Annotated in this window: 15 protein-coding genes; 6 read left to right on the plus strand and 9 right to left on the minus strand. The window is 34.7% G+C overall.

The window, feature by feature from the left end; all coding sequences use genetic code 11:
* The first annotated feature begins 4 nt into the window (after window positions 1–4).
* The 6 genes from ROY99_08705 (at window position 5) to ROY99_08730 (ending at window position 7,486) form a co-directional block, all read left to right on the plus strand.
* Entirely contained in the window at window positions 5–1,447 is a 1,443-nt protein-coding gene (locus tag ROY99_08705) for a PEGA domain-containing protein (protein ID MDT3696462.1), read from the plus strand.
* 26 nt (window positions 1,448–1,473) lie between these two features.
* Window positions 1,474–2,751 (plus strand): S28 family serine protease, encoded by a 1,278-nt coding sequence (locus ROY99_08710; protein ID MDT3696463.1) that lies wholly within the window; start codon window positions 1,474–1,476, stop codon window positions 2,749–2,751.
* Window positions 2,752–3,079: 328 nt separating this feature from the next.
* Complete coding sequence (locus ROY99_08715) at window positions 3,080–4,261, plus strand: efflux RND transporter periplasmic adaptor subunit (GenBank protein MDT3696464.1); 1,182 nt, start codon at window positions 3,080–3,082, stop codon at window positions 4,259–4,261.
* A 117-nt stretch (window positions 4,262–4,378) separates the two neighbouring features.
* A complete protein-coding gene (locus ROY99_08720) occupies window positions 4,379–5,056 on the plus strand; it encodes an ABC transporter ATP-binding protein (protein MDT3696465.1) in 678 nt (225 codons plus the stop codon).
* Between the two features lies 1 nt (window position 5,057).
* Window positions 5,058–6,218, plus strand: a complete 1,161-nt coding sequence (locus ROY99_08725; protein MDT3696466.1) for an FtsX-like permease family protein — start codon at window positions 5,058–5,060, stop codon at window positions 6,216–6,218.
* Between the two features lie 98 nt (window positions 6,219–6,316).
* Window positions 6,317–7,486 carry an FtsX-like permease family protein gene (locus ROY99_08730; protein ID MDT3696467.1) on the plus strand — a complete coding sequence of 390 codons (1,170 nt, stop codon included), beginning with the start codon at window positions 6,317–6,319 and terminating at the stop codon, window positions 7,484–7,486.
* A 25-nt stretch (window positions 7,487–7,511) separates the two neighbouring features.
* On the opposite strand, the gene ROY99_08735 is transcribed toward ROY99_08730, so the two are convergent.
* The 9 genes from ROY99_08735 to ROY99_08775 form a co-directional block, all read right to left on the minus strand.
* The gene (locus ROY99_08735) at window positions 7,512–8,348 is read right to left on the minus strand and encodes a patatin-like phospholipase family protein (GenBank protein ID MDT3696468.1); all 837 of its coding nucleotides are present in this window, start codon (window positions 8,346–8,348) and stop codon (window positions 7,512–7,514) included.
* Window positions 8,349–8,427: 79 nt separating this feature from the next.
* Window positions 8,428–9,984, minus strand: coding sequence for a citrate lyase subunit alpha (locus ROY99_08740; GenBank protein MDT3696469.1), 1,557 nt, complete (start codon window positions 9,982–9,984; stop codon window positions 8,428–8,430).
* 50 nt (window positions 9,985–10,034) lie between these two features.
* The gene (locus ROY99_08745) at window positions 10,035–11,258 is read right to left on the minus strand and encodes an aldolase/citrate lyase family protein (GenBank protein MDT3696470.1); all 1,224 of its coding nucleotides are present in this window, start codon (window positions 11,256–11,258) and stop codon (window positions 10,035–10,037) included.
* Window positions 11,259–11,327: 69 nt separating this feature from the next.
* Window positions 11,328–11,705, minus strand: coding sequence for a four helix bundle protein (locus tag ROY99_08750; protein MDT3696471.1), 378 nt, complete (start codon window positions 11,703–11,705; stop codon window positions 11,328–11,330).
* A 40-nt stretch (window positions 11,706–11,745) separates the two neighbouring features.
* Window positions 11,746–13,179 carry an MmgE/PrpD family protein gene (locus ROY99_08755; protein ID MDT3696472.1) on the minus strand — a complete coding sequence of 478 codons (1,434 nt, stop codon included), beginning with the start codon at window positions 13,177–13,179 and terminating at the stop codon, window positions 11,746–11,748.
* 329 nt (window positions 13,180–13,508) lie between these two features.
* Complete coding sequence (locus ROY99_08760; GenBank protein MDT3696473.1) at window positions 13,509–13,847, minus strand: DUF5615 family PIN-like protein; 339 nt, start codon at window positions 13,845–13,847, stop codon at window positions 13,509–13,511.
* A 21-nt stretch (window positions 13,848–13,868) separates the two neighbouring features.
* Window positions 13,869–14,090 carry a DUF433 domain-containing protein gene (locus ROY99_08765; protein ID MDT3696474.1) on the minus strand — a complete coding sequence of 74 codons (222 nt, stop codon included), beginning with the start codon at window positions 14,088–14,090 and terminating at the stop codon, window positions 13,869–13,871.
* Window positions 14,091–14,146: 56 nt separating this feature from the next.
* Window positions 14,147–16,120, minus strand: a complete 1,974-nt coding sequence (lysF, locus tag ROY99_08770) for a homoaconitase (GenBank protein MDT3696475.1) — start codon at window positions 16,118–16,120, stop codon at window positions 14,147–14,149.
* Window positions 16,121–16,636: 516 nt separating this feature from the next.
* Entirely contained in the window at window positions 16,637–17,170 is a 534-nt protein-coding gene (locus ROY99_08775; GenBank protein ID MDT3696476.1) for an HD domain-containing protein, read from the minus strand.
* Between the last annotated feature and the right edge of the window lie 42 nt (window positions 17,171–17,212).

The raw sequence follows: 17,212 nt of genomic DNA on the forward strand, positions 1-17,212 counted from the left end.
AATTATGTTTCTAAACCGATTAAGAAATAGTTTATCATCTGTTTTAATTTTGTTATTGTTATTAAGTTGTGATAAAGAAGTATCCGTCAGTCCAGAAGAACCACAACCGTTTAAAGGTAAATTAATTGTTCATTCTGAACCGGCAGGATTTTCGATTTTTTTAAATCACAAAAATACTGGTTCAATAACTCCTGATAGTTTACTGTTTATGGATCCGGGCAATTATCAAATTACATTGAAGAAAAAATATTTCAGAGATACATCTATTGTAATTCACTTAGATATAGATCAGGAAGTATTGTTAGATGTTGATCTGTTGAATAATCAGGCTATGTACGGAAAGTTAAACATATTTAGTATTCCTGCCGGTGCTGCAATCTATATAAACGATTCTCTAACTCAAAAAGTTACTCCATTTACTTTTACTCATTTATTACCTGGTGAGTACAAAATTAAATTAACTTATCCTCAATTCCGGTCAATATCATTTGATGTTGCAGTAACAAGCAGTCAAACAAGCTCTTATTCAAAAGCATTACAGGATACTTCTGTGTGGGTTGATTATCTGGTATCAAACTCGGGGCTTACAAGTAATATTCTCAGCAGTATTGCAATTGATGATTTCGGAAATAAATGGATTGGCTCAATTGATAAAGGTTTAATAAAGTTTGATGATGTTGAATTTATTAATTACAACACATCTAATTCAGGGATCCCAAGTAACCGAGTTTTGACTGTTGAAGTTGACCAGTTTAATATTGTATGGGTCGGTACTCAAAATGGAATTGGAAGATTTGATGGCACAAGCTGGATTGTTTACAATAAAAATAATTCAGGACTTCGCTCAGATGAAGTATATTCTGTAAAAATTGATCCGCAAAATACACTTTGGGCAGGAACTTCATCCGGTCTTTATAAATTCGATGGTAATTCATGGAACAGATATAATGATTCGTTATTATCAATCTGGGCTAATGATATCGAATTAGATGATAGTAATATTTGGATTGCAACCAATGATGGAATTGTTAAGTTTACTGATGGAGCATTTCAGTATTATCAACAGCCCGATTATAATTATCCTTCAATTATCGTTTCATCAACTGCTAAAGATATGATTGGTAATATTTGGTTCTGTCATAAAAATTATAAAACATCAAGAAATGGAATCTCATATTTTAACGGAACTCAATTTGTTAATTTTTATCCCGGTTCAAACTTAAACTCAATGAATCATATAAGTGTTGATATGTTTAATAACAAATGGATTTCTACTAATGAAGGTTTGGTAAAACTGAGTTCAAATAATAATATGCTTATATATAATAGATCTAATTCACTGATTAGTTCAGATATAGTCTCTTCGTCTGCAATAGACAAGAACGGCATTCTTTGGATTACTAATGCTTTTAACGGATTAAATAAGTTTAAGTTTAATACAAATTAATTTTCAAATTAATTTATTGAGGTAATATGAAAACCATTAGATTCATTTTAATCATTATCCTATTTCAATCAGCAGTATTTGCTCAGGATTCTGACCTGCTAAAGTGGTTAAAAAACCAGCCTGATATTGAAGTAGTAAATAAACTTGATTCAAAAAACTTTTCTGAAGTATATGAAATATTTGTTACACAGCCAGTTGATCACAATAATCCTGATGGATTAAAATTTAAGGAGCAAATATTTTTATCGCATATTGATAAAGATAAACCGATGGTGATTGAACTTGATGGTTATGCTGTTGAAAACAGACCTGCAGAGCTGGCAAAAATATTGGATTGTAATCAGATAATGGTTGAGCATAGATATTTTGGTGAATCAGTTCCCGCTCCGTTTGATTGGAAATATCTTACTATTGAACAGGCAGCAAATGATCATCACAGAATAATCGAATTGTTTAAAAAATATTACGCAGGCAAATGGATTACTACAGGTATCAGTAAAGGCGGCTCTTGTGTAATATTTCACAGCTATTTTTTCCCTGATGATGTAGATGTTTCTGTGCCTTATGTTGGTCCGTTAAATTATTCTATTGATGATAATCGTGTTTATGAATGGATAAAATCTGTATCAACTCCTGAATGCAGAGAAAAAGTATTTAATTTTCAAAAATTATGTTTTGAAAAAAGAGATGAGCTTTACCCGATGTTTTTGAAGAATGCTGAAAATAAAAAACTAACTTATGATATTGTTGGTAATGAAAAAGCTTATGAGTACGCGGTACTGGAATTCTCTTTTGCATACTGGCAATGGTCTGATGGTGATTGTTCGAAAATACCGGATAATAATTCCTCACTTGAAGACATCTGGAATGAATTATCAAACTACGGAGGTGTTACTTATTTTGATGACGCAAGTATTACAGGAATCTATCCTTTTTTCTATCAGTGTTATACTGAGTTTGGATATTATGCTTATGATGTAGCTCCATTTAAAGAATATATTAAATATGCTGATGGACAGACTCCATTCTTTATTCCGAAAGACTCAAATCCAACTTATGATCCGAGACTGCTAAAGAAGATAAATGATTGGGCTTCGAACAAAAGTAAAAATTTTATTTATATCTATGGCGGCAATGATCCATGGACATCTACAGGTGTTCAATTAACCGGAAAAACAAATTCAATTAAAATGGTTTGTCCTAATGGTTCTCACGGTTCAAAAATAAGAAGCTTTTCCAGAAAGGATCAGGAATTAATTTATTCACGGTTGGAGAACTGGCTGGGTATTCAAATTGAAAGATAATTGATTTGATTTTATTGTAAGAGGCTTCTGAAAAATTGTTGTTTAAGTCATTCTGAACTGATCAATATTTATATTGTGTTCATTTAGGGATTGATGTGATTTTATGATTAATGTTAATAATTTCTGAAATAATCAGCCTTTGATGAACAGTATGACGCTCTGCTTTTCTTAATTATTAGAATAATTTTTCAGAAGTCAGTTTAAGTTAAAGCTGGCATATATTATTCTCTTTTTTTCGTCCACCATTTAAAATTACCTTTCATCATTGTATTCTTTGTAAAGTATCACCGGTTAAATATTTTTCACTCAACAAAATCAAACTAATCTGATGGATACAAAAAACGCAGACTTATCGTCTCTAAAGATTAATAGATCTAATAGAGAAGATGGGAGTACTTACAAGACTGGAATTTATATTGCAGCAGTGGTAATCCTACTTATTGTAATTGGATATTTTATTGTTCCCAAACTTATAAGTAGTGCTGTTCAGGTCAAATTATCAACTGCAGTTTTACAAAGACCAGGTCAGACGGCTGCCTCATTAAATGCAAGTGGTTATGTTGTTGCTCAAAGAAAAGCTGCTATTGCTTCAAAGGGAACCGGCAGATTGATTTATCTTGGAGTTGTAGAAGGTGATAAAGTAAAGAAAGATCAAATCATTGCTCGTCTTGAAAATACAGATATACTTGCTCAGCTTGATGAAGCAAAAGCCAATCTTGATTTAGTACAAGCAGATTTGATAAATGCTGAAAATACTTTTGATCGTGAACGTGAATTATTTAATAAAGGTTTAAGCTCTCAGCAGCTGTTTGATCAGGCTGAGGCAAATTATAATAGATTTCTTGCATCAATTGAAGTAGCCAAAGCCAGAATAAAACAATATGAAGTTGCACTTGAGAATACTTTAATCAGGGCACCGTTTGATGGAACTGTTTTAACTAAGAATGCAGAAGTCGGTGAAATTGTTGCACCATTTGGCGGAAGCACAACTTCTAAAACTGCTGTTGTTACAATTGCTGATATGAGCTCGTTACTTGTTGAAGCTGATGTTTCTGAGTCAAACATTGAGATGATCCGGTTAAATCAGGATTGTGAAATAACTCTTGATGCATATCCTGAAAAAAGTTACGCTGCTTATGTATTTAAAATTGTTCCAACTGCTGATAGGTCAAAAGCAACTGTGCTGGTTAAAGTCGGATTCAAAAATTATGATTCAAGAGTTTTGCCTGAAATGAGCGCTAAAGTTTCTTTCTTTACAAAATCTATTGATACTTCAGTTGTAAATCAGAAACCGGTTTTGGTAATTCCTGCTTCATCCGTTAGAAGTGAAGATGGTAAAAGTTATATCTTCACAATCTCTGATAATAAAGCTGTTAAGAACGAAATAACTGTCGGGCAGAAGTTTGACTCTTATGTAGAAGTGATTTCAGGTTTACGATCAGGGCAAAAAGTAATTTCTGAACTTAATGATAAAATAAAAGATGGTGTTGAAGTAAAATTAGCTGAGTAAAACATTGTCATTGCTAATCCCATTTGGGATGAGGCAATCTGACAAGGAATTTTATGATTGCTTCACTCGAAGACTTGTTCGCAATGACTTTATTAAATTAATAATTATGGAGTTTAAATGTCATCAATAATAACAATTCAAAATGTTTTCAAATCTTATTCGCGGAATAAAATTGAAATTCCTGTTTTAAATAATATTAGTTTAAATGTTGAAAAAGGCGAATTTTTAGCTTTGATGGGTCCTTCAGGTTCAGGTAAAACTACTTTGTTAAATATGATTGCAGGAATTGATAAACCAAGTGCCGGAGAAATTATTGTCAATGATACTGTTATTTCTTCTCTTGGAGAATCAGCTCTTGCAAAATGGAGGGCAAATAATGTCGGATTCATTTTTCAGTTTTATAATTTGATTCCGGTTCTGACTGCTTTTGAAAATGTTGAACTGCCTCTGTTTTTGACTAAACTAACTAAAGCAGAAAGAAAGAAGCAGGTAGAAACTGCATTAACACTTGTTGGTTTGGGTGACCGGATGCATCACTCGCCAAAACAGCTTTCTGGCGGGCAGGAGCAGCGGGTTGCAATTGCAAGAGCAATTGTTACAGATCCTGTTTTAATTGTTGCAGATGAACCTACAGGTGATCTTGACAGAAATTCTGCAGAAGAAATATTGATATTACTTGGAAGACTTAACAGGGAGTTCCAAAAGACAATTATTATGGTAACACACGATCCCCACGCTGCTGAAAGCGCAAAGCTAATTAAGCATATTGATAAAGGTGATTTGGTAGGAGCATAAAATGAAAATCCTGAAAATAATTTTTGCAAATGCATTGCGACACAAGTTAAGAACAACACTTACAATTCTTGGAATTGCTATTGCAGTGATTGCTTTTGGTGTTTTAAGAACTGTTGTTACGGTTTGGGATTCTAGTGTTGATGCCGCAGCTGCAAATAGACTGATTACACGACAGGCAGTCTCGTTTATCTTTCCGTTGCCTTATGCATATAAAGAAAAAATAAAAAGTGTTGAGGGTGTTAAAGAAGTTAGTTTTGCTAATTGGTTTGGCGGAGTTTATAAAGATAAAAATAACTTTTTTACAAGAATGTGTGTAGATGCTGACACTTATTTTGATGTGCTGCCTGAATTTTTAATCTCTCCTGAGGAACTTGAAAATTTTAAGAAAGAGAGAAACGCTTGTGTTATCGGGCAGGAAATTGCTACTCAGTATAATCTGAAGCTTGGAGATCAAATGGTTCTGGATGGTGATATTTTCCCAGGAAGATGGGAGTTTGTTATACGAGGAATCTATAAGCCAAAAAATAACAATACAGATGGCACACAAATGCTTTTTCACTGGGATTATATTGATGAAAGAATGAAAGTTGAATCTCCCGCACGTGCTGGCAGTGTTAACTGGTATATTGTACAGATTTCAGACCCTAACAATGCGGCAGAAGTATCTGAAAAAATTGATGCATTGTTTAAAAATTCATCTGCTGAAACTAAAACTGAAACTGAAAAAGCTTTTACCCAGGGATTTGTATCTGCTTCGGGGGCAATAATTACTGCAATGAATTTTATGTCGTTTGTAATTATCGGAATTATAATGCTTGTTCTGGCTAATACAATGATTATGGCTGCAAGAGAACGAACTCGTGAATACGCAGTGTTAAAAACACTCGGCTTTTCAGCTTTTCATATTGTTGGCTTAATTTTAGGAGAATCGTTAGTTATTGCTATGATTGGCGGCGGAATTGGAATTTCTTTAACTTATCCAATTGTTGCAGGATTTGAACAAGCAATGCCAAAAGGATTCTTCCCATTCTTTTACATCGAACCAATTACTACCATACTGGCTTTAAGTGCAGCTATTATTATAGGAATCCTGGCTTCAATTTTCCCGATTCAACGCGCATTAAAAACCAGCATTGTTGATGGTTTTAGATTTGTTGGATAAAATATGAATCGTCATTGCGAGTCACATTTGTGACGAAGTAATCTATTTAATTGTCAGACTGCTTCACTTTGTTCGCAAAGACAAAACGAAAATGAATTATGAAAATACCATTTAAATATACTTTTAGAAGTTTTAAATCCAGAAAGCTAACTGCTATTATAACTGTATCCGGAATTGCACTGGTTGTTTTTGTATTTGCTGCTGCATTAATGATGGCTTACGGTGTTGAGAAAACACTGGTATCAACCGGATCACCGGATAATATTAAAATATTTCGTCAATCTTCTCAGGGTGAAATCACAAGTATAATTGACGGAGATACACAGGGCATTATTAGAGCTTTGCCGCATATTGCAAAGGGAAGTGATGGAAATTTACTTATCTCTGCAGAACCAGTTGTTATAATTAATTTGGAGATAAAAAGCGGAGGAATGAGTAATGTAACTGTCCGCGGAGTATCACAATCTGTTTATCAGTTAAGACCACAGATTAAATTAATTAGCGGCAGATTATTTAATCCTTCTTTGCGTGAATTAATTGTTGGGAAATCAATAAATACTAAATTTAAAGGCGCTGAAATCGGCAGTAAGGTTAGATTTGCCGGCGATGAGTGGAAAGTTGTAGGAATATTTGAAGCTGATGGAAGCGGATTTGAATCCGAAATGTGGGGCGATAGCCAGCAATTGTTAAATGCTTTTAACCGTGGTTCTAGTGTATCAACACTTACACTTAAACTGGATGATATGGCTAATTATGAAGAGTTTAAGAGAGCATTTGAAACTGATAAAAGATTAAAAGAATTTGAACCTCAGATCGAGCAGAAATATTTTGAAGAACAATCAGAGTATCTTGCTACTTTTATCAGAGTTTTAGGAATTTTCATCACAGTAATTTTTAGTTTTGGTGCAATGATTGGGGCAACAATAACTATGTATTCAGCAGTAGCAAATAGAACAGTTGAAATAGGCACTATGCGTTCATTAGGATTTAGCAGAAGAAACATTCTAAGCGCATTCTTGTTTGAAGCACTTTTAATTTCAAGCATTGGTGGAATCATCGGATTGTTTCTGGCATCATTTTTACAATTCTTTTCAATATCTACTTTAAACTGGAATTCATTTTCAGAATTGGCATTTAGTTTTTCACTTTCACCTGCAATTATAATTTCATCAATGATATTTGCAGTTGTTATGGGAATTATTGGCGGATTTTTCCCTTCTGTGCGCGCAGCAAGATTAAATATTGTAAAGGCTTTAAGAGCCGGATAAAAAATTGTTTAGAACAAACAAAGTATTATTTGTTAACTCTGTTTGAAATCAATTTGTCAAGTTGTCGTTTTAATTCTTCTTTTGCCGGTTGAGCTTGTTTAAATATTGAATCGGCTTTTAAAAAATCAAACACTCTTACATCATAAATTTCCGGTCTGATATAGATGTCAGGTTTATAGAATTTCAGTCTCTCTTTTATAATAGAATTCTGCATAGTTTGATATGTTGTAAAAACCGAATCAAAGGTTGGCGGAATATCGTTTTCAGTATGTGATTTAGAAGCAGTTACATCTATAGCAATTGTTATGTCACATTTATCTTTCAATAAATCATAAGGCAAAGGATTAACTGCACCTCCATCAATTAAGACTCTGTTTTTAATTTTAACAGGTGTAAATAATCCGGGCAGTGAATAGCTTGCCTTTATTGGATTTAATAAATCACCTTTATCAAATATTACTGCTTCCTTTTTCCAATAATCTGTTGCAACAACTATTAATGGAATTTTTAATTCTTCAAATCTGGAAATATTCAGATTAGACTTCATATAACTCTGAAACTTTTCACCCTTAATGAAACCAGATTTAATAAATTGCGGATCAAACATTGTGAACATTTTTACAATATCTGATTTTAGCAGAAAATCAAAAACCGAATCACTCTTTGGATTGATAAGCTGATTAAGAATTTCTTTCATCTCTTTTGAAGAAAATCCTGCAGCACAAAAGGCTCCTACTACCGCACCAATACTTGAACCAGAAATAACAGAAGGCTTAAGACCTAATTCATCTAAAGCCTCTATCATCAACAAATGTGCAATACCCCGCGCACCACCAGCACCAAAAGAAATTCCTATCTTCATTTGGAGTCCACATCTGTTTTATTCATTCAATTTTCCTGATCAGTTTAAATCCGTTTAATCAGTAATATCCGTGTACCATTTATTTTTCAACTTGAAAAACTGAATCCAACACAGTGCCATCAACCCACTTAACAATTGCAACAACTTTATCTTTATTAACTTTTGGTTTTGCAGGAGAGCCGCCGCATATTATATCAATTTCTTTCTTTAATTCTTTTATATCTATAATCGGAATCGAAGAATTTTTCATTGCCTTCAATAGATCTTTTCGCTTTGGATTAATGCAAAGTCCTCTTTCAGTTGCAATCACATCAATTAGTTCTCCAGGTCCGCAAAGTGTTGTTACTTCATCAACAATAACAGGAATTCTATCTCTGAAAGTTGGAATCGCAAGTATTGTGCATTTAGAGAAGAGGCAATTCTGCCAGCCGCCGATTCCGTGAAGTAAATACCCATCTGAATGTGTTACAACATTTGCATTGAAGTTTACATCAACTTCAGTTGCACCAAGAACAGCGGCATCAACCATTGAAGCAAAATTTCCTTTTCCGTGAAAGTTGTAGCTTGTAAAAGGAGAAGTGTTTACGTGTCCAATATTTTCTCTCATACTTCTTACGCCTTCAAGATCAAAAGTTTGACCATCGAGGATGTAGTCGGTTAATCCTTCTTCAAGCATTTGAACAAGATATTTTGTTGAACCGCCTCTAATAAACCTTGCTTTTACATTTTTCTTTTTCATCCGTTCTTTCAGATAAACTGCAAAAGCAAGAGTTGTACCGCCTGCACCAGCTTGAAATGAAAATCCGTCTTTCATTATTCCTGCTTCATCAAGAAACTGCGCCACGTATTCTGCAATTAACAAACGATCGGGTGATTTGGTTACTTCAGTTGTTCCGGAAACAATTTTTGAAGGATCGCCGAGTGTTTCAACTTCAACTACATAATCAACATTGTTGCCCTGAATCTGCCAGGGAACGCAAGGGAAGGGAACAAGATTATCAGTAACGATAATAGTTCTGTCTGCGTATTCAGAATCGCCTAATCCGAATCCAATTAGTCCGCATGCAGATTTGCCGCGATCCCCGGTTGCATTACCAAATGGATCCGCCGTTGGTGCGAGTAAAACCGCGATATCAACATGAACCTCTCCATCCTGTAATGACTGATATCTTCCGCCGTGTGAACGAAGAACCCCAACACCTTTCATTTTTCCTTCGGTTGTAAATTTGCCGAGAGGTCCGTTCATACTTCCTTCAATATGATGAATTGTTCCATCTTCAAGATATTTTATCAGATGTGAATGAACAGGAAATGAAGCCGAAGGGAACCAGCGAATATTTTTTATTCCCATTTCTTTAACAGCATCAAACAACATATTTGTAACTGCATCACCATTGCGCAAATGATGATGAGTTGAAATTGTCATTCCGTCTTTTAATCCTGCTTTTTTCAATGCTGTCTTTAAATCCTTAACAACTTTATTTCCGTCTGAAGGATAATCCACACACGAACGAATTGGCGGTTTTGCTTTCACTCCTGTTGGTTTGTATTTGTTAACTCCTTTAAAAGGAATTTGTGATTGTCCGTTTACTTCTGTCGGGACTAATCTTCCTGCTGCATTTTTTATTAGTTTCATAATTCTTAAATCTCTGTTATTATCATTCCGAACTTGTTTCGGAATCTTCTTTATTTTTTAGATGCTGAAACAAGTTCAGCATGACCATTTAGTTTAGCTAAATGTAAAGTCCTTAATGCCCGTTTCACAACCGGCGGATCAATCATTTTGCTGCCAAGTGATACAACACCAAGTCCTTTTTTCTCTGCTTCTTCAAATGCGAGAACAATTTTCTTTGCTTTTTCTATTTCATCTGTTGTTGGAGCAAATGCTTCATGAACAACCTGAATTTGTCGTGGATGAATACATCCTTTGCCTTCAAAGCCAAGTGACTTTGCTTCGATTACACTTTGACGAAGTGCTTCCATATCAGATACATCAGAAAAAACAGTATCTATTGCCTGAATACCTGCTGCCTTAGCAGCATTGACTAACATCTGTCTTGCAAAAATACTTTCACGACCTTCATTTGTTCGTTGAGTTCCGATATCGGCTGTGTAATCTTCAAGTCCGATTGCAAGTGCGCAAATATTTTTTGATGCTGAAGCAATCTCGTAAGCTTTAATAACTCCGAGTGCACTTTCAATTATGGGCATAAAGAAAATATCGCTTTTAACTTTGAATTGCTTTTTAAGTTTCTCAACTTCCTTTTCAAGTTGATGGATTTGTTCTGCTGACTCGCACTTTGGAACAAGTATGACATTAACATTGTGTGGTATAATATATTTCAAATCATCCAAACCTTTAGGAAGCTGATTGATACGAACCATTCTTTCAGCATTATAAAAATCAACTGAACGCAGTGCATTGCGTACTAGCAATTGTGCTGCATCTTTTTCTGTTGGCGCTACGCTGTCTTCAAGATCCAGAATTATTCCGTCAGGTGCATGAAGTCCGGCATTCACAAAAAACTTCGGCTCATTGCCGGGAAGATATAATCTGCTTCTTCTTAGTTGATCTTTTTTAGTTGAGTATAGATTTTTTTTGTGAAAAGGAAGAAGATATTCCTTTTTGATTTCAGGAAATAATCTTCTCACTGCAAGCTCAAACCTTGCAGCAAGAACAAATGGTAAGGCTCCATAATCTTCGCAAAGTATTTTTGCATCTTTAAGAGCAAAGTATTTGCACATATCAAGAATCATCTGTTTAATTGATTCTCCATACATTGTATCTACCTTACTCTTTAGATCGATTTTAATTCCGCCAGAATTTTTCAATTCAATTTCAAAATAGCAATCGGAGCGCACTGAATCGCCGCGTTTACCACTAATTACCTTATTTATTTTTTTTGCCATAAAAAACTCATTAATTATTTAATATGAATATGGTTAACAACATAGTTTCATTGATAGATTGTTTCATTGTTATTCAGACAATTTTGAATTAGTAAATTTGATCCGCTGATGAATTAATTTAGGGAGCTTTTGAAGTTCGCTATAAATGTAATCATAATCAGTTTTTGAGATCAACTTTCTCATTAAAGCTTTTTCATTCCAATCTAATGATTCATACATAGATCCAAAACCGATACGAAAAAATTTAACTTTATCCTTCTTTGAATATCTTCCAAGACCTTCTGCTATATTTGCTGAGATTGAATCAATCGAACGGACGAATTGTATTCCTAAAGTATCTTTACTAAACCGATCCAACTTTACAATTAAATCCCAAACATAATTACTCAAATTAAACGCAATCTTGTAAGCATCAATATCATTTAATTTTAAATATTTCTTTTCCATTTTATAACAATGTAACAATTAACAATTGAACAACGAAAGATCAGATTATCATCTTCTTCATAAATTCTCTTGCTGTCATCAGCTCAGCATTAAAGATAGCATCCTTAATTTCTTTTCTTCTTCCAGCAACAAATAATTGTGAAGATAATCCATCAAATTTATTGTCAAGATCTTCCATTGTCATTGGTTCTCTTGGATCGCCTTTAGGATATTCGAGATATTCTGAAAATTCTCTTCCGTCTTTTGTTTTTACAACAACTTTACTTGGCTGTTTTGCAGGGAACATTTTTTCAAATTCAATTGATGGCTCACCTTTAACCCGGTCAATTACTTCCCAGATTCTCGGGTCTTTTAATTTTTCATCTGAGAAAGATTGTGTAGTAACTTTATGATCTACCAGAGCCGCAGCAATGCAGTAGGGAAGTGAATGATCTGCAGTTTCTCTTGATTCAGGACGATACTTGTGCGGATCAAAAAGAATATCATAAGCCTGTGCAAGTGTTGTAAGCGTTACAGTATCAATCTGATCGTAACTGATGTTATTCTTTGTAACAACTTTTAAAGTTGCAGAAAGGTGCGTATGAGTTAAAGCTTCAGTTGGGAAAGCTTTCATACTGCATTCAAGAATTTTGTAGGATTCACCCAGTCCGCCAATTAATTTATCAATATTCCATTTCCATTCAGAAACACCATCACGTCCTTTCATACTTACTGGTTCAACTTTTTGTTCTTTAGCATTCCATCCGAGAAATGTATCCATAAATCCTTCTTTTCCTTCAAAGACAGCTTCTGTGCCTGTATAGCCTCGTTGAGCCATCAATGCAGCAAAAACTCCAGCTTGTGTAGCCATAGGATCAACAGTGTTTTTCATCATCGTAAGTTTGCCTGCAGTTGGACAGCCGATTGTGTGATTGTGGCTTCCGCTTATTCCTATCGCATTTACCATTTGATCAACACTTAGACCAAGGATTTTTCCTGCAACAATAGGGGAAACAAATTGTGTTAGAGTTGCATGATGCCATTTTCGTTCACGGACACCTGGTGAAGCAAATAAGCATAGCCGCTGTTCAAATTCGTAAGCAAGAACTATAGCTGTAATTACATCCTCCATTGAAGCACCGACTAATTCAGCAGCTGCAAGCGCAGCAGGAATAATGTCCGATGGATGAGAAGGATCTTCTTTCCAATAAATGTCGTTAAAATCAAGCGCACGAATCATTAGTGAATTTACAAGGGTGGCATTTACTGCAGGAATTTTATCTCCGTAACCAATAATTGTTGCCTCTTCTGTTCCACCCATATCGTGATAGATATTGCGGATTATTCTCACATCTTTTGTATGATAACCGCCAAATGCACATCCAAAAGAATCGTAGAGATATCTTTTTACTTCGTGCACAACGTTTTGTGGTAAATCTTTGTATTGCAGATTAACTGCGAACTCTGACATTATTCTTGAGATTGATTTGCTCATTTGCTTTCCTTTCTAAAAAATTAAATTCGTTTAATTGATAATGGAACACTGATTTAACGGATCAAACTGATTTAAACGGATTTTTTATCTGTTCCAATCTGTCTAATCAGTTCGATCTGTGTTCCAATTTACTTTGTTTATGTTATTGAAACACTGATTTAACAAATCAAACTGATTTAAAAGGTTTTTTTATCTGTTCCAATCTGTCCAATCTGCTCGATCCGTGTTCCAATTATTTTTTTTCTAATTAAAGATTCTTTTATACCCATTCTTCCAATCCGCCGGTAACGATTAGCTCTTGTACTGCTTCTCCAAAAGTTTATAACAGATTATTTTCTGATTCTTAATTTCTTATCCTGGTAAACCGAAAAATTTCCTGCAATATCTTTTGAATGTGTATTAAAAATTTCTAAGAGAACATCAATTTTTTGTTGCCATCTTGCATTTTCCATTCTTAACAGAAGTATTCCTGCGTGAGGTCTCATAGAGTTGAATACCAACTCACCAAAATCTTTATCCATCGTTATAATTACTCTTGCTTCTTTAACGGCGAGTTCAAGTCTATCAGCATCTATCATTGAAGCATTAATGTCTCGTACAGATAGTACATCAAAACCGATTTCCTTAAAATATAATTCAGCTTTTTTACTTACTCCGGCATCAAACAATAGTTCAGGCTGGTTTTATAATCAGGCATTAATCGTATATATTTTTTCTGATTCTAAAACTTTGGAAGCATAAAGCAGTGCAGCTTTAATATCATCCTTTTTTAATTCAGGGTAATCTTCAAGAATTTCTTCTTGTGTTAATCCTGCTGCTAACGCTTTAATTATTTGGTCAACACTTATCCTTAAACCACGGATAGTTGGTTTACCAACAAGAATATCTCTGATTATTGTTATTCGCTGCATTAAGTCCAGTTTTAAACCTCTTTTTTTGCAAATTAATTTACAAAGGTAATCAATTACTATTTCAGTTTTCTCTTCACCCATTCTTCCAATCCGCCGGTAACAATAAGTTCCTGTGCAGCTTCACCGACAGGATCAATTGAATAGGTCCTGTTATCAAATGTTAAAGATGAATTTTCAAAATCTATTTTAATCTTCATTCCAGATTTTACTGTAAGCTTATCTTTCCCATATTTAGATTTTAAATCATTTACAAGCTGCGGGCATTCAATAAGTAAATATCCATTGTTAAGTGCATTACGCTTATAAGTTTCATTAAAAGTGCCGGCAACAACAAGCTGTATCCCTTTATACTTTAGTGCAGTTGCTGCCTGTTCGCGTGAAGAACCCGTTCCAAAATTAAAACCACCGACCAGGATATCACCTGATTTTGCTATCTTAACGAACTCCGGATCATAATTTTCCATAACAACTTCAGCCTGCTGCTGCGGAGTAAAATCATCAATGTAAGTGTATTTACCGGGATAAATTCCGTCAGTATTCATATTATCCTGATGACAGAAAAGTAATTCACCTTCAAGAACCGGTTTGAATCCAGTAATAATTTTAACTGATACTTTCGCATCTGATTTTTTAGGATTAACTTTTACTGTGCCTTTAATTTCACGAAGATCTTTGTTACTCCAGTCAAAATCAATCTTACCGGAAATAGCTGATGAAGCGACAACCGCAGGTGAAGCCAAATAAGCCTGAGCATTTGGTGAGCCCATTCTGCCTTTAAAGTTTCTGTTGGTTGCAGAAATTCCGATTTCACCATCTTCCAGCAAACCTGTTCCAAGACCGATGCAAGGTCCGCATCCGGAAGGAAGTGGAATTGCACCAGCTTCGATAAGCGACTGCCAATAACCGTATCGTTCAGCTTCTTTCTGTACTTCACTTGATGCAGCAGCAATATAAAATTTAACATTCGGATCAACTTTCTTACCTTTAACAACTGCAGCAGCTTCAGCAATATCATCAAGTCTGCTGTTAACACAGGAAACAAGATAAGCTTTGTTGATCTTGATTTCTTTTCCCTTAAGCTCGGAAACAGAGGCATAAGTTTTAACAGTATTGGGTCCCGAAACATAAGGTTCGACAGTTGTTAAGTCTAATTTTAATTCTTTTGCATAGAAAGCCTCTGCATCGGCTTTAGGAATATTATGTTCCAGTTCTTCGATTCTTTTATTATTAATTCTTGGATGTAGTCCATTTCCATCAACATCGGAAAAGACGCCCTGAAGTCCGCGATGTTCAATAAATCTCTCTCGTTTCTTCAGCCAAAGAATTGCTGCAAGATCAATTGGAAAAACTCCTGCAAGCGCACCCCACTCAGTTGTCATATTTGCGATTGCCAGTCTTTCATCAATAGTTAAATATCTAACTCCATCTCCAACGAATTCAATTGCGTGGTTTAACACTTCATCCTGATTGAAGAATCCACAAAGTGCAATGATAACATCTTTACCTGTTACACCTTGTCGTAAGCTGCCTTGCAATTCAACTTTTGCAATAGGCGGAACCTGCCACCAGGTTCTTCCGGTTGCCCAGATTGCTGCAGCATCAGTACGAACAATTGGAGTTCCGAGACAGCCAAGCCCGCCGTACATATTTGAGTGTGAATCTGAAGCAACAACCATTGTTCCGGGCCAGGCATAACCTTCTTCGCACATTATCTGATGTCCGATTCCTCTTCCGGCAGGATAGAAGTCTGCACCCATTGATTTAGCAAACTCTTCAATCTTTCTATACTTTTCAAGATTTTTTTCGGAAGTATCCTGTACATTATGATCGAGAGTATTTACAACCTGTCGTGGATTGAAAAGTTTTGTAGCTCCGATTGATTTAAATTTTGGAATGACTGCACCGGTGTTATCGTGTGTCATTACATACGCAGGTTTGATTGATAAATAATCACCTGCTCTAACTTCGTGTTTTGGATCTAATCCAACTGCGAACTTTTGTGCTATTTTTTCTATTAGTGTTTGTGACATATTTTTCTCCGTAATGATTGTCATTGCGAGTTACGATTTGAGTTGCCATTAGGGAACCAATCGTGACGAAGCAATCTGTAAAATTGTTTTCTACATTTATTTTTTTTGAAATACTATATTGAAGATTGTTTCACAAAAGACTCTTTACCAATAACAGTTATATTATCATTTATAAACTTCTTCAAAATTATATAAGTCTTTCCAATCAGGATTTAATTTATTAATAAGTTCTATCTTCTTTTTTCTAGAACCAGCTTTTATTTGCTTTTCTCTTTTGATAGCATCTCTGGCATTATCAAATGATTCAAAGTAAACAAGCTTATCTACATTATATTTTTTTTGTAAAACCTTCGATTAACTTAGCTTATTGCTCCCACACTCTTCTCATCAAACTATTAGTCATTCCTGAATAAAGTACAGAATTATTTTTATTAGATAATATGTAAATGTAATAATTCTTCATTTATCATAGAGATTGCTTTACTCGAAGACTCGTTCGCAATGACCTTCACTGTGTCAAGCTTTAAACGGATCAAAGGAAACAAAATCTGCATGATGAACAATTATTGCTTCAACATTGCGTTTTGCAAGGTCGCCTTCTTTTGCATGATAAGCAATTATATGCTGAACTTCATAAGGTAATCCAAATCTATCAGCAATTGAAACGCCGCTGAAAGGATGACGAAGCAAATGTCCGGCTTTGCTTGTTACAAGCTTACCGTCAACTTTATCATACTCAATAAGTTTTCCAATATCAATTAAGATTGCACCGGCGATAAGTAAATCCATATCAATTTTTATTTCACTGCCGAAATTTTCTTTCATTCTTTTTGCGATATCAACAGAAAGTTGAACAGCTGTCCGTTTGTGATTCATAAAAGAAATTTTGCAATCCTTAATCAATAATGAAAATGGAATGACTTCAAGATCTTCAGGAGTTAAAACTGAGTTTTCGATTGCATAGACCCAGCAGTTTAAAACTTTCTCTCTGAGCTGGTGATTTTCAATCCAATTAATTTCTGGCCATATTTTTAATACTTTTTCTTTCATTGATCCTCCGTAATAGGAAAGAAGCGAGATACAAGACGATTC

This window comes from Ignavibacterium sp. (assembly GCA_032027145.1).
Lineage (GTDB): Bacteria > Bacteroidota > Ignavibacteria > Ignavibacteriales > Ignavibacteriaceae > IGN3.

Bases quoted from the DNA above. Each gene is read 5' to 3' on its own strand.
- ROY99_08735 (MDT3696468.1), bottom strand. From the start codon at position 8,348: ATGAAGATAGGAATTTCTTTTGGTGCTGGTGGTGCGCGGGGTATTGCA.
- ROY99_08705 (MDT3696462.1), top strand. From the start codon at position 5: ATGTTTCTAAACCGATTAAGAAATAGTTTATCATCTGTTTTAATTTTG.
- ROY99_08745 (MDT3696470.1), bottom strand. From the start codon at position 11,258: ATGGCAAAAAAAATAAATAAGGTAATTAGTGGTAAACGCGGCGATTCA.
- ROY99_08775 (MDT3696476.1), bottom strand. From the start codon at position 17,170: ATGAAAGAAAAAGTATTAAAAATATGGCCAGAAATTAATTGGATTGAA.
- lysF (MDT3696475.1), bottom strand. From the start codon at position 16,120: ATGTCACAAACACTAATAGAAAAAATAGCACAAAAGTTCGCAGTTGGA.
- ROY99_08725 (MDT3696466.1), top strand. From the start codon at position 5,058: ATGAAAATCCTGAAAATAATTTTTGCAAATGCATTGCGACACAAGTTA.
- ROY99_08730 (MDT3696467.1), top strand. From the start codon at position 6,317: ATGAAAATACCATTTAAATATACTTTTAGAAGTTTTAAATCCAGAAAG.
- ROY99_08715 (MDT3696464.1), top strand. From the start codon at position 3,080: ATGGATACAAAAAACGCAGACTTATCGTCTCTAAAGATTAATAGATCT.
- ROY99_08755 (MDT3696472.1), bottom strand. From the start codon at position 13,179: ATGAGCAAATCAATCTCAAGAATAATGTCAGAGTTCGCAGTTAATCTG.
- ROY99_08720 (MDT3696465.1), top strand. From the start codon at position 4,379: ATGTCATCAATAATAACAATTCAAAATGTTTTCAAATCTTATTCGCGG.
- ROY99_08750 (MDT3696471.1), bottom strand. From the start codon at position 11,705: ATGGAAAAGAAATATTTAAAATTAAATGATATTGATGCTTACAAGATT.
- ROY99_08740 (MDT3696469.1), bottom strand. From the start codon at position 9,984: ATGAAACTAATAAAAAATGCAGCAGGAAGATTAGTCCCGACAGAAGTA.
- ROY99_08765 (MDT3696474.1), bottom strand. From the start codon at position 14,090: ATGCAGCGAATAACAATAATCAGAGATATTCTTGTTGGTAAACCAACT.
- ROY99_08710 (MDT3696463.1), top strand. From the start codon at position 1,474: ATGAAAACCATTAGATTCATTTTAATCATTATCCTATTTCAATCAGCA.